Raw genomic sequence first — 12,948 nt, forward strand, 5'->3', positions numbered from 1 at the left:
GTTGCGTTCTGAAAGCAACTAAATCTGGCCGGTACGCTGACCTCGTGAACGAGGACCGGACCGCCGCCGAGCGACTCCTCCGATCGCAGCTCGACCGGCTGTGGGTGCGGCAGACCATCCGCGCCTCGCTCATCGAGTCGCGCGGGGGACTCGACCCGACCGCTCGCGTGATCCTCCGCGCCGTCGAGCACTTCGGCGCCGTACGGTCCACGGCGATCGCGGACGCCACCGGTCTCTCGCGTCCGGTCATCAGCCGACGGGTCGCCTCGCTCGTCGACGCCGGTTTCCTCAGCACGGCTCCCGACCCGGCGGACGGCCGTGCGGCCCTCCTCTCCCTCGCGCCGCTCGGTGTCGAGGTCCTCGACCAGTTGGACCTCGCCGGCGCCGAGGTCTTCGACGACCTCACGGGCGTCTTCGCCGCCGACGAGCTCCGGCAGCTCGCGGCGCTCCTCGAGCGGCTCAACGACCGGGCCGACGTCCTGTTCGGGGTGGGCGCGGCCGCGCGCGACGCGACTTCCTGACCGCGCGTCGCGATGATCCGGTCGCGTCAGCGCGACGTCACCACGGAGCGGCCGGGAGGCTCGTGGCGGGCTCGCCCCGCGCCTCCAGGCCGTCGCAGGGTACGCCCGGCATTCACCCTCAGTGCCACATCCGGGATACCGTTCTCCCCATGAGCACCGAGAACACCAGCACTGCCGAGACCGTCGACGAGGGGCCCGTGGTGACCTTCGCCGACCTCGGCCTGAGTGACCAGGTGCTCAAGGCCGTCAAGGACATCGGCTACGAGACGCCGTCCGCCATCCAGGAAGCCACCATCCCGACGCTGCTCGAGGGGCGCGACGTCGTCGGCCTCGCGCAGACCGGTACCGGCAAGACCGCCGCGTTCGCGCTGCCGATCCTGTCCCGCATGGAGTCGGGCAGCAAGGTGCCGCAGGCGCTCGTGCTGTCCCCGACCCGCGAGCTCGCACTCCAGGTCTGCGAGGCGTTCGAGCAGTTCGCGTCGCACATGAAGCACGTGCACGTCCTGCCCGTGTACGGCGGTCAGGCGTACGGCGTGCAGCTGTCCGCCCTCCGTCGCGGCGTCGACGTCGTGGTCGGCACCCCCGGCCGCATCATGGACCACATCGCGAAGGGCACGCTCGACCTCTCCGAGCTGAAGTACCTCGTGCTCGACGAGGCCGACGAGATGCTCAAGATGGGCTTCGCCGAGGACGTCGAGACCATCCTCGCGGAGACCCCGGACGACAAGCAGGTCGCGCTGTTCTCGGCGACGATGCCCGCGCAGATCCGCCGCATCTCGCAGCAGTACCTCACGGACCCGGCCGAGATCACCGTCAAGACGAAGACGAAGACCGCGGCGAACATCACGCAGCGGTACCTCATGGTGTCCTACCCGCAGAAGGTCGACGCCCTCACCCGCATCCTCGAGGTCGAGGACTTCGAGGGCATGATCATCTTCGTCCGCACGAAGAGCGAGACCGAGACGCTCGCCGAGAAGCTCCGCGCCCGCGGGTACGCCGCTGCGGCCATCAGCGGCGACGTCGCCCAGGCGCAGCGCGAGCGGACCGTGAACCAGCTGAAGTCCGGCAAGCTCGACATCCTCGTCGCCACCGACGTCGCCGCCCGTGGCCTCGACGTCGACCGCATCACGCACGTGGTGAACTTCGACATCCCCGTGGACATCGAGTCCTACGTCCACCGCATCGGCCGCACCGGTCGCGCAGGCCGCAAGGGTGACTCGATCAGCTTCGTCACCCCGCGCGAGCGCCGACTGCTCTCCGCGATCGAGCGCCACACCAAGCAGCCGCTCACGCAGATGCAGCTCCCGACGATCGAGGACGTCAACGAGACGCGCCTGACCCGCTTCGACGACGCCATCACCGCGGCGCTCGAGCAGCAGGACCGCATCTCGGCGTTCCGCGACGTCATCGCCCACTACGTCCGCAACCACGACGTGCCCGCCGAGGACGTCTCCGCGGCGCTCGCGGTCGTGGCACAGGGCGAGGACCCGCTGCTCCTCGACCCGGAGTCGGACGAGCTCAGCGCGCGGGTCGGTCGCGACGGTGCCTCGGGTGCCCGCCGTGACCGGGACGACCGAGGTGACCGCGGCGACCGTGACGACCGCGGTCCGCGTCGGTCCCAGCCGATGACGGCGTACCGCATCGAGGTCGGCCGTCGCCACCGTGTCGAGCCGCGCCAGATCGTCGGTGCGCTCGCGAACGAGGGTGGCCTCCGCCGCGACGACTTCGGGGCCATCCAGATCCGGCCGGACTTCTCCATCGTGGAGCTCCCGACCGACATGGACGCCGGCGTGCTCGACCGTCTGTCCGACACCCGGATCAGCGGCAAGCTCATCGAGATCAAGCCCGACCGCCGCGGTGGCGCCGGTGGCCGTCGCTTCGACCGCGACGACCGCGGGCCGCGCGGCGGTGGCCGGTACGACCGCGACCGCGACGACCGCGGGGGTCGTGACCGCGACGACCGTGGGCCGCGCGGCGGTGGCCGGTACGACCGTGACCGCGACGATCGCGGGGCGCGCAAGCCGCGCCACTGACTCGTCGCGCCGGGCGGGCGGGGTGCGCCGCTGCGCTGGTGTGCGCCCCGCCCGAGACTCGGGCTGAGCGACATCCCTCGTGGTCCTGAGCGCGAGGGACGTCGCCCAGCGCGAGACTCGGCCGCGCCGGCGCGAGACTCGGCCGCCCCAGCGCGAGACTCGGCCGCGCATACGCGAGACTCGGCCGAGCCAGCGCAAGACTCGGCCGTTGCGGGGTCCCGCCAACCCGGAGCCGACCCCGCACGATCGATCCCCGCGTCCCCGGGGCGTCCCCTCGTGGTGCTTCGATGACCTTCAGTCGTGGCCACCCGAAGGCCACGCGGACCAGTAGGGGATCGATCGTGTACAGAGCAGTGCTCACCGCCGCGGCCGCCGCGGCGCTGGTGATCGGTGGAGTGTCGCCCGCGATGGCGGCCACTCCCGCGTCGAGGCTCCCCGGGGCCCCGACGTCCGTCCACGTCAGCGGTGCCGGTGACGCCGCCACGCTGACCTGGAGTGCCCCGCGCTCCGGAGCCGCCGTGCAGCGCTGGCGCGTCTCGATCCGACCGACCGCCGGCCAACCGGGCAGCGGGACCGACGTGGTCGCCGCGAACGTCCGGTCCGAGCGCTACGGCTGGATCCGCGCGGGCGTGCACTACACGTTCTCCGTCCGGGCCGTCGGCGCGAAGGGCGACGGCCGCAGCGTCTCCGTCCGGTACACCGCCCCGGCGAGCACCACGGTCGCGCAGTCGCTCTACGGCCTCGACGCCGCAGGGTCGGTCGTCCGCTTCCCGACCACGGGCACCGGCGCGCCGAAGACCGTCGCTGCGAAGGGCGACGGCTACGCCGCGGACGACGTCGGCAACGTCTTCGTCCCCTCGAGTGACGGCACGAAGCTGCTCCAGTACCCGGCCGGCGGGGGTGCGGCGCGGGTCCTCGCGACCGGGCTGCACCTGACCAAGGACCTCCGTACCGACGTCGCCGGCAACGTGTACTGGGTCGACTCCGTGTCCGGCGGCGTCGTGAAGCTGCCGATCGGCGCCGCCGTCCCGAAGACGATCCTGCCGTCGAGCGGCACCGCCTGGGCGGTCGGTCGCGACGGCACCGTCTCCACCTTCACGACCGCTCCGGGATCCTCGACCGGGCCGACCGTGGGCACCGTCGTCAGCCGCACGGTGCACGGTACGGTGACCACCCGGAAGGTCGGGCTCGCGAGCGGCCAGCCGATCGGCTACTTCACCGCGCTCGTCGCCGACGGGCAGGGCTCGCTGTACCTCGACTTCCGCGCCTTCGGTGGCAGCGGCTACAACGGCTTCTGGTCACTCGCTCCCGGGTCGTCCACGCTCGTGCCCGTACCCGCGAAGGTCAAGTACCGGTTCAGCGCGACGAACGACGACTCGCTCCTGCTCGGTCAGTCGGCGGGTTGGTGCGCGGCGACCTCCGAGGCGGACCCCTTCCACCCGTGCACGGCCGACCACGCGGTGGCGGACCTGTTCACGCAGGACGCGTCCGGCGTGACGCTCGACCACGCGGTCACCGGTGGCCCGAAGGTCCCGTCGAACGGGTACTACCCGGGTGCGGCCGACTCCGCCGGTGACCTCTTCGTCGACGCCGACTCCGGTCTCTGGCGGATCCCCGCCGCGGGCGGGGCGGCGCAGCAGCTCTCGACGGGGCAGTTCAGCCGGCTCACGTCCATCTGACTCGGCCCATGACGGACTGGAGGCGCGGTGCCAGCGGGCACCGCGCCTCCAGTCCGTGTGGCGGTTGCGTCGACTACGCGCGGTGACCGCGTCGACGGCGCGCCGCCACGATGCCGGTCCCGGCGAGCAGCGCGAGGAGCGCTGCGATCGCTGCCGGGACGAGCCCCTCGGCGCCGGTGAACGCGAGCTCGCCGTCCGAGCCCGCTGCGTCCGCGACGACGGTCACCGTGGTCGACCCGACGGTCACGCCGTCGACGACCACGACGACCGTGTGGGTCCCTGCGGGCAGCCCGGCGGGGACGGTCGCCGCGAGGGTGAACGCGCCGGAGTCGTCGGTCCGCACGGTGCCGAGCAGCACGGGGTCGGAGTGGATCTCGACGCGGGCATCGGCGTCGGCCGCGAAGCCCGTGCCGCGGACGGTCACGGCGCCGCCGGCAACGAGGTCACCCGTGACCGTGACCGAGCCGCGGACGGTGGCCGGGTCGGTCGGGTCGGCGCTGCCGGGGTCTGCGGGCGTGGTGCCCGGGTCGGCGGGCGTGGTGCCCGGGTCGGCGGGTGTGGTGCCCGGGTCGGTGGGCGTCGTGCCGGGGTCGGTCGGGTCGGTGCCGGGGTCGCCGGGCTCGGTCGGGTCGGTGCCGGGGTCGCCCGGCTCGGCGGCCAGGGTCTTCCGGTACTCCGTCATGTACGCGAGCTTGCCGGGCTTCTCCGACGAGTACGGCGCGGAGAGCTTCGCCCACTCGCCCTTCGTCACGGCCTTGCCGTCGTTCCAGTCGGTCAGCGTGCTGAGGTCCGCGGCGGTGTACCCGCTCTCGGCGTCGACGACCTCGTCGCGGGGGAGCGTCACCTGCGCCTTCGTGATGCGCTCGACGAGCGACAGCGAGCCCGCGAAGTCGTCCTGGTCCCAGTCGGCGAGGCCGAGCTCCGGGTGAGCACGGAGCCACGAGCCCCAGTAGAACTCCTGGAACGGCACGGCGCCGTCGGCGGTGTACCCGACGTCGCGGCCGAAGTACATGATGCTCCGGGCGCTGTCGTCCTGGAACTCCGCCAGCCCGACGTTCTGCGGCAGCTGGGCGGGGGTGATGACCTTCCCGGCGGTGTCCCGGAGCCACACCCACCGGTTGTCCTGCATCGTCTGCCAGAACGCGGACTCGGTCATGCCGGAGAGGTTGCCGAGGACCCGGAGCCGGACGTGCACGTCCGGCCCGCTGTCCTCGTCGAAGGACGTGAGCGTGTGGTGCCCGTCGGTGAGGTACAGGGTGCCGCCGGGGCCGACCACGACGGTCTTCATCGGGGCGATGGTGTCCGCCGTCTCCGAGCCGACCGGCACCGTGCAGGTGAACGACGACGGGTCGGTGAGGGTCGAGGTCGCCGTGGTGGTCTCGGCTTCCTCCTGGCCGTTCGCCTCGCACCAGTCGTCGAACTTCTTGTTGACGGCGTCCTTGCTCAGCGCGGTCGAGTAGCGGCCGAGCTTGTAGTACACCTCGTCGTAGCCGAGCGACGGTTGCGTCGGGTGCACGTCGCCGATGCGGACGTCGAGCAGGGTGTCGGGCGCGGCGCAGAGGTCGGCGGTGCTGCCCGTCGTGCAGCTCGTGGCGCGGTCGTCGGTGATCGGGGTCGGGGCGGCGGTCGCGGTCTCGGTCGAGACGGCGGCGGCGCCGAGGGTGGCGGTCAGCGCGGTGGTGAGCGCGATGATCCGCATGGTCCGGAGTGCGGGCACGGGGTTCCTGTCGGGAGGAGGCGGGCGGGGCTGAGTGTCCTCGCATGTTCGCGACCCCGGTTGACGGAGCGGTGGCCGACGGGTGAACGACAGGTGTTGCGCCACCGCGCACCCGCGCGGCCCGCCGCGCCCTCGCGCCTACAGCCCCTCCACGGTGCGGCGGCAGACCTCTTCCCACGGCGTCGGCTCGATCCCGAAGTGCGCCCGCGCCGCCGAGTCGTCGAGGACGTACGGCCGGGTCCACTGGTAGGACATGTCGGACATCTCGCGGAGGAACGGCACCACGAGTCCGCCGGCGCGGATGACCCCCGCGGGCAGGCGCCGCACCGGCACCGGCGGCTTCCCCGCCACCGCCAGCATGTCGGTCACGGCCTGCTCCTGCGTGCGCGGCGGGTTCGAGGGCACGTTCCACGTCCGGCCGTGCGCGGTCTCGTCGAGCGCCGCCGCGACGAGGGTCCGTGCGACGTCGAGCACGTCCGTGAAGGTGTGCGGGAGGTCGGTCCGGCAGAGCATCGTCACGGCCTTCCCCTGCAGTGCCGCGGGGAGGACGCGGGTCACGTGCCCGTTCCCGCCGACGCCCGGCCCGACGTAGTCCGAGCCACGGACCTCGACCGCACGCACGCGTCCGGCCCGGTGCGCCGCGAGGGCGTCGGCCCAGAGCTTCGCCCGGAGGATGCCCTTGTGGTCGGTGGCCGCGTCCGGCAGTCCCTCGTGCATCGGGCCGTCGACCGGGCCGTACGGGTAGAGGTTGCCCGTGATCGCGTAGACCGCCCCGGTCCGCTCGGCAGCGGTGAGCATCGCGGTCATGAGCGGCGGCCACGTGCGCTCCCACTGCGTGTAGTCGCCGGGGTTCGCGCAGTTGTAGAGGACGGCCGCGCCGTCCGCTGCCCGGGTGAGCGCGTCGGTGTCGGAGGCATCGAGCGCGACGTGACCCACTGCCCCCAGGCCGGTGTCGCGACCCGAGCGGGTGGCGACCGTGACGTCCTCGCCGCGCTCTGCGAGGACGGCGGCGACGTGCCGGCCCACCGGGCCGGCTCCGATGACGAGGTGACGAGCGGACATGGGTTCCTCCTGGAGTGATCGGGAGAGCGGTGCTCTCGCAGGAGCAGTCTGCACCGGTCGCCATCGAATTGCAAGAGCACTGCTCTCGTTTGTGTGCAGTGCTCTCACATGGCATGGTGGAGGGATGGAGACGAAGCCGCCGACCGCCCGCGCCCTGGCGCGCGAGGCCGTGTACGCGAGCATCCTCGCCGCTGCCCGGGCACGGCTCACGCAGGAGGGTCCGAGCCAGCTCGCCCTCCGCGCCGTCGCACGGGACGTCGGGATGGTCTCGTCGGCCGTGTACCGCTACTTCGCGAGCCGCGACGACCTGCTCACCGCGCTCCTCGTGCTCGACTACGACGAGCTCGGGGCGGCCGTCGAGGCGGCCGACGCCGCGGTCGACCGGGCCGACGTCGGCGGACGCTGGCGTGCCGTGTGTCGTGCGATCCGGTCGTGGGCCGTGGCCCACCCCGGCGACTTCGCCCTGCTCTACGGGTCGCCGGTCCCCGGCTACGTCGCCCCGCCGTCGACGATCGAGCCCGCGTCGCGCACGACCCACGTGCTCATCCGGGTGGTCGCGGACGCGTGGACCGCCGGGAGGCACGGTGCCCGTCCGGCGCCGGCGTCGCCTCCCGACGGACTCCCGGCCGCCATCGGCGACGCCGTCGCCTACATGCGCGAGCGGGGGATCGCACCGGACCTGCCGGACGAGCTCGTGCTCCGGATCCTGATGGCGTGGACCACGGTGTTCGGGGTCGTCTCGTTCGAGCTCTTCGGGCACACGGTCGGGGCGGTGTCCGACGACGCGGTGTACTTCGACCACGTCGTGGCGCGGCTCGCGGACGACCTCGGGATCGGCGATCGCCGTTCGACGGGTGTCGGCTGACACGAGACCCCTGCCTGCGGTAGACAGTCCTGTACGTGATCACTCACCAGGTCGCGCCAGCAGGGGTGGACCCTCCCGAGGGAAGGACGTGGATGAGCGCGCTCGACGTCAGCCGGCAGGACCGGCGCCGACTCACCACCGGCACCCCACGCCGCCGCATGGTCGCGGTGCGCACCGTCGCCCTGCTCGCGTCGATCGCCGGCGTGAACTACATCGTCTGGCGGTGGGCGGCGTCGGTGAACTGGCACTCGTGGTGGATCGCCGTCCCGCTCATCCTCGCCGAGACCTACAGCGTCATCGACTCGCTCCTGTTCGCCTTCGGCGCGTGGCGGCTCCGCGAGCGGGGTGAGCCGCCGAGGTCGCCGGGCGACCACGTCACCGTCGACGTCTTCATCACGACCTACAACGAGCCGGTCGACCTCGTCCTCCGCACCGCCCGCGCCGCGAAGGCCATCCGGCACCCACACTCCACGTGGATCCTCGACGACGGCAACCGCCCCGAGATGCGCGAGGCCGCCGAGTCGCTCGGCATCGGGATCATCACCCGCGGAGCCGACTGGGTCGACCGTCCCCGCCACGCCAAGGCCGGCAACCTCAACAACGCCCTGCTCGCGACGCAGGGCGAGTTCCTCCTCATCCTCGACGCCGACCAGGTGCCGGACCCGGCGATCCTCGACCGCACGCTCGGGTACTTCAAGGACGATCGGATGGCGCTCGTGCAGACGCCGCAGTGGTTCGAGAACGTGCCGAAGGAAGACCTCCTCGGCAGCCAGGCCCCGCTCTTCTACGGCCCGATCCAGCAGTCGAAGGACGGCTGGAACGCCGCGTTCTTCTGCGGGTCGAACGCGATCCTCCGGCGCGAGGCGCTCATGCAGCTCGGCGTCACCCGGTACGTCCGCGAGGTCGAGGCGTCGGTGCAGCGGACGATCAAGACCTCCCGGACGCTGCTCGCCCGCGCCCGTGAGACCGAGACCGACCCGCGCGTCCTCGGAGCCCTCGACGAAGCCGAGGCCGTGGTCGAACGTGCCCGCGACCAGGTGTCCCGTGGTGAACCGCTCGGTGACGTCACCTACGACTTCCAGCGCGGCATCGACGCGATCTCGTTCCGGTTCGCCGCCGACGACCTCGAGTCCGTGCGGAACGACCTGCAGGAGCTCGCGGCCATGTCGACCGAGGCCGACACGTTCGCCGGTCTCGACGACGCCGCGCTCGACGTGCTCGGGCAGCGCGAGGCCTCCCCGGTCGCCGCGATCGAGTCCATCGCCGTGCTCGCCCGCGCGCTCGACGTGAACCGTGACGACGAGGCGCAGCCGATCATGCCGCTGGCGACGATCTCGGTCACCGAGGACATGGCCACCGCGATGCGCCTGCACGGCCTCGGGTGGAAGTCCGCGTACCACGACGAGATCCTCGCCACCGGCCTCGCGCCGGACGACCTCCCCACGATGCTCGTCCAGCGCCTCCGCTGGGCGCAGGGCACCATGCAGGTGTTCTTCCGTGAGAACCCGCTCGTCCAGAAGGGCCTCTCGTGGGGCCAGCGGCTCATGTACTTCTCCACGATGTGGAGCTACCTGTCGGGCTTCGCCGCGATCGTCTACATCGCCGCCCCGGTGCTCTGCCTGTCGTTCGGGGTGGTCCCCGTCCAGGCGTACAGCGTCGACTTCTTCGTCCGGCTCATCCCGTTCCTCGTGCTCAACCAACTCCTGTTCTGGGTCGTCGCGGCCGGCCGACCGACGTGGCGCGGGCAGCAGTACTCGCTCGCGCTGTTCCCGGTGTGGATCGAGTCGGTGACGAGTGCCTTCGAGAACGTGTTCCGCGGCAAGCCCCTCGGGTTCCGGGTGACGCCGAAGGTCCGCGACGAGTCCGACCAGAAGCCTCGGTGGGACCTCGTCAAGCCGCAGCTGTACGCGATGGGGGCCCTCGTCGCCGCGCTCGTCATGATCGGGATCCGCTACGCCACCGGCCAGGCCGACGGCATCGCACCGCTCGTCAACACCGCGTGGGTGGTCTTCGACCTCTTCATCTTCAGCATCGTGATCCGCGCCGTGCTCTACCGCGCACCGGTGTTCACGCCGCCCGTCGAGCACGAGTCGAGCACCGTGGGAGGACCCCTGTGACGAGCACGACGTTCGAGGTCCCCGCGACCGCAGAGTCCCTCGACGAGGTCCAGGACCGCTTCGGTTCGTGGTGGGACGGCCTCGGCATCGACGACGTCGCGCAGCGCTTCAAGCTCGAGACCGCGCTGGCCGAGATCGCGGCGAACATCGTCGAGCACACCCGACGGAACGACCAGGAAGCAGGCAGGCGCTACACCGTGCACCTCGAGGCCACCGACCACGAACTCACCGCCGTCCTCACCGACAACGGCCGCCCGGCCGACGTCGACCTCGCGGCGGTCACCATGGCGGACGTCGACGAGGAGAGCGGCCGCGGACTCGCGCTCGCCATCGCCGCGCTCGACCGGCTGGAGCACCGACACGAGCACGGACGGAACGTGTGGACCCTGGTGTGCGACCGGTGAGGCGGTTCCTCGCACTCCTCGTCGTCGTCGCCACGCTCGTCCTCGGTGGCGCGCTGCCCGCGTCCGCGACGACCGCCGCGAAGGACTCCCCATCGGGTCCGGCCTCGGGTGAGCGCTGGTTCGGTCCGGACCTCGACTGGGGCGACGACGCGCCGGACGGCTACGCGGGCCGCCTCGGTGCCGTGCCGTCGATGTACGGCGTCGAGATCGACTACCCGATCGACCGCGCGGCCGAACGCGAGCTGCTCCGCTCGACCCGGGCCGCGGCCGCGCAGGGCGCCGTCCTCGTGGTCAGCCTCGAACCCGACCACGAGCTCTCGACCCTGACGACCGCGGACGCCCGGAAGGCGAACCGACTCCTCGAACAGGTCCATGAGCAGTACGGCACGAAGGTCCTCGTCCGGTACGCGCCGCAGATGAACGGCACGTGGGTGTCGTGGGGGCAGCAGCCGACCGACTTCACGCGCACCTTCCGGGCACTCGCGAAGCAGGTCCACGCCGGCACGTCCGACGCCGCGATGGTCTGGGCGCCGTCGTACGGCGCCGGGTACCCGTTCGGTGAGTCCGCCGGCCGCCTCCGTGACCTGTCCTCGAACGACGTCGACGCGCTCGACACGAACGGCGACGGCGAACTCACCGCGGCGGACGACCCCTACGCCCCGTACTGGCCCGGGGCGTCGAGCGTCGACTGGGTCGGGCTGTCGATGTTCTCGTTCGGCAAGGGCAAGGCGACCGAGGCGGCCGGCCGCGACGTCCCGCTCACCCGGAACGACGCCCCGGAGTCCGGCGAGGTCCAGGCCCGCTTCGACGAGACCTGGGGCTACGAGCAGCCCGTGACCGAGGGCACCTTCTACGACCGGTTCGCGAAGGGCCGCGACCTGCCGATGCTCCTCGACACCGGCGCCCTCTACGACCACTCCCTGAAGGGCGCCGCGGAGCTCACCGTCAAGCAGGGCTGGTGGCGGCAGGTCATCGCGGCGGTGCAGGACAAGCCGCTCGTCGAGGGGATCACGTTCCTCGAGACGAACCGTCGAGAGCCCGAGGCGGGGAACCGGGTCGCCGACTGGCGCGACACCGCCAACCCCGGCATCGCCGGCTCGTTCCGAACCGACCTCGAGCGCGCGGGCGACTTCGTGTTCGGCCCCGTCACCGAGCGGGTCACCCCGCAGGACGGCGCCGCGGCGACGAACCAGCAGTACGACACCGGCGGCGACCAGATGGCCTGGATCGTGTGGCTGGCGGTCGGCCTCGCCGCGGTGTTCCTGCTCAGCGGGCTGTTCGGTCGGCTCGTCCCGAGTTGGCGGTACCCCGACGACGGCAAGCCCGGGCGCGACCTCCGGCTCGACCTGTTCCGCGGGTTCATCATCCTCGCCGTCGTCATCACCCACATCGAGATCGGCGGACCGTACTCGTACATCACGCTGCACGCGGTGGGCGCCATCACCGGCGCCGAGATGTTCGTGTTCCTGTCCGGCATGGTCCTCGGCATGACCTACCCGTTCGCCATCAAGAAGTTCGGCGAGTGGGCGGCGGCCGTCGGCGCGTGGAAGCGGGCACGCAAGCAGTACCTCGTGACGCTCGTGGTGATCCTCGTGGTCTTCGCGCTGAGCTTCGTGCCGTTCCTCAACACGGACGCGATCACGACCTTCACGGACCGGGGCACCGGCACCGGGGGCGTCGGGGCCGAGGGTCGCGTGTACGACCTCTACCCGAACGCGATGCAGCTGCTGGCCTACCCGCCGCCGTGGTTCGCGATCCGGCAGTTCCTGCTGCTCGAGATGGGTCCGTGGCCGTTCAACATCATGGGCCTCTTCGTGGTGCTCAGCCTGTTCATCCCGGTCTTCATGTGGGTGATCCGGCGCGGGTTCTGGTGGGCGCTCCTCCTCGTCAGCTGGGCGCTGTACGTCTACCAGGCGCTCACCCCGGACTTCCGCCCGCTGAACTCGCAGTTCGAGGCGGTGTTCCCCCTGCTCACCTGGCAGGTCGTGTTCACCCACGGGCTCGTCCTCGGCACCTACCGGCGGCAGATCATCGGCGCACTCACCGGCCGGCTCGGCAAGGTGCTGATCGGCGTCGGGATCGTCGGCTACGCGCTGTTCCTGGTGTACGTGTGGGCGGGCAACCACTTCGGGTTCACGCCGACGCCGTTCCCCGCGACGATGTACGACCAGCTCTACAACACTGCGTACCAGCGCGTGGACCTGCAGTGGGGGCGCCTGGTCGACATCGCGTTCTTCGCCATCGTGTCGTACGCGATCCTCACGGTGTTCTGGAAGCCGATCGCGAAGACCATCGGTTGGCTGTGGATCCCGCTCGGCCAGGCGAGCCTCTACGTGTTCGTGTGGCAGGTGTTCTTCGCACTCGCCATCGCGTCGATCCCCGGCGTCGACTGGTTCAACGGCTGGATCGGCTTCGCCGCGCACACCCTGCTCATCCTGCTCGCCTGGTACATGGTCCGGAAGAAGTTCCTGTTCTCGGTCATCCCGCGCTGACGCCGCTGCCCGAGTCTCGGCTCCGAGGACACGTTCGCGGTCTCGGAACCGCGAACGT

At 71.5% G+C, this 12,948-nt stretch carries 9 protein-coding genes; 7 read left to right on the top strand and 2 right to left on the bottom strand.

All coding sequences use genetic code 11. From position 1 onward, the window contains the following. The first annotated feature begins 44 nt into the window (after positions 1-44). From ACRQ4C_RS03940 to ACRQ4C_RS03950, 3 genes are all read left to right on the top strand, one after another. Positions 45-521 carry a MarR family winged helix-turn-helix transcriptional regulator gene (locus ACRQ4C_RS03940; RefSeq protein ID WP_290132676.1) on the top strand — a complete coding sequence of 159 codons (477 nt, stop codon included), beginning with the start codon at positions 45-47 and terminating at the stop codon, positions 519-521. 149 nt (positions 522-670) lie between these two features. Further along, on the top strand, positions 671-2,554 hold the full coding sequence (locus ACRQ4C_RS03945) for a DEAD/DEAH box helicase (RefSeq protein WP_439690209.1): 1,884 nt from the start codon (positions 671-673) through the stop codon (positions 2,552-2,554). Positions 2,555-2,895: 341 nt separating this feature from the next. Beyond that, positions 2,896-4,233 (top strand): fibronectin type III domain-containing protein, encoded by a 1,338-nt coding sequence (locus ACRQ4C_RS03950; RefSeq protein ID WP_439690210.1) that lies wholly within the window; start codon positions 2,896-2,898, stop codon positions 4,231-4,233. 73 nt (positions 4,234-4,306) lie between these two features. Here ACRQ4C_RS03950 and ACRQ4C_RS03955 read toward each other — a convergent pair whose 3' ends face one another. Both ACRQ4C_RS03955 and ACRQ4C_RS03960 read right to left on the bottom strand, forming a co-directional pair. Continuing rightward, a complete protein-coding gene (locus tag ACRQ4C_RS03955) occupies positions 4,307-5,950 on the bottom strand; it encodes a ParB/Srx family N-terminal domain-containing protein (RefSeq protein ID WP_439690211.1) in 1,644 nt (547 codons plus the stop codon). 138 nt (positions 5,951-6,088) lie between these two features. Further along, on the bottom strand, positions 6,089-7,012 hold the full coding sequence (locus ACRQ4C_RS03960) for an NAD-dependent epimerase/dehydratase family protein (RefSeq protein ID WP_439690212.1): 924 nt from the start codon (positions 7,010-7,012) through the stop codon (positions 6,089-6,091). 124 nt (positions 7,013-7,136) lie between these two features. Between ACRQ4C_RS03960 and ACRQ4C_RS03965 the strand changes: the two genes are divergently transcribed. The 4 genes from ACRQ4C_RS03965 (at position 7,137) to opgC (ending at position 12,890) form a co-directional block, all read left to right on the top strand. Further along, positions 7,137-7,877 carry a TetR/AcrR family transcriptional regulator gene (locus ACRQ4C_RS03965; protein ID WP_290132671.1) on the top strand — a complete coding sequence of 247 codons (741 nt, stop codon included), beginning with the start codon at positions 7,137-7,139 and terminating at the stop codon, positions 7,875-7,877. A 92-nt stretch (positions 7,878-7,969) separates the two neighbouring features. After that, the gene (locus ACRQ4C_RS03970) at positions 7,970-9,994 is read left to right on the top strand and encodes a glycosyltransferase (protein ID WP_439690213.1); all 2,025 of its coding nucleotides are present in this window, start codon (positions 7,970-7,972) and stop codon (positions 9,992-9,994) included. Beyond that, on the top strand, positions 9,991-10,398 hold the full coding sequence (locus ACRQ4C_RS03975) for an ATP-binding protein (protein WP_290132670.1): 408 nt from the start codon (positions 9,991-9,993) through the stop codon (positions 10,396-10,398). Before ACRQ4C_RS03970 ends, ACRQ4C_RS03975 begins: the two co-directional genes overlap by 4 nt. Then, entirely contained in the window at positions 10,395-12,890 is a 2,496-nt protein-coding gene (opgC, locus tag ACRQ4C_RS03980; RefSeq protein ID WP_439690214.1) for an OpgC domain-containing protein, read from the top strand. The genes ACRQ4C_RS03975 and opgC overlap by 4 nt, the downstream gene beginning before the upstream one ends. The last annotated feature ends 58 nt before the right edge of the window (positions 12,891-12,948 follow it).

It is taken from the genome of Curtobacterium sp. SP.BCp, from assembly GCF_051903255.1.
GTDB lineage: Bacteria > Actinomycetota > Actinomycetes > Actinomycetales > Microbacteriaceae > Curtobacterium.

What these genes read in the sequence shown, in the direction of transcription:
- ACRQ4C_RS03945 (WP_439690209.1), top strand. Translation starts at nt 671, where the DNA reads ATGAGCACCGAGAACACCAGCACTGCCGAGACCGTCGACGAGGGGCCC.
- ACRQ4C_RS03960 (WP_439690212.1), bottom strand. Translation starts at nt 7,012, where the DNA reads ATGTCCGCTCGTCACCTCGTCATCGGAGCCGGCCCGGTGGGCCGGCAC.
- ACRQ4C_RS03965 (WP_290132671.1), top strand. Translation starts at nt 7,137, where the DNA reads ATGGAGACGAAGCCGCCGACCGCCCGCGCCCTGGCGCGCGAGGCCGTG.
- ACRQ4C_RS03970 (WP_439690213.1), top strand. Translation starts at nt 7,970, where the DNA reads ATGAGCGCGCTCGACGTCAGCCGGCAGGACCGGCGCCGACTCACCACC.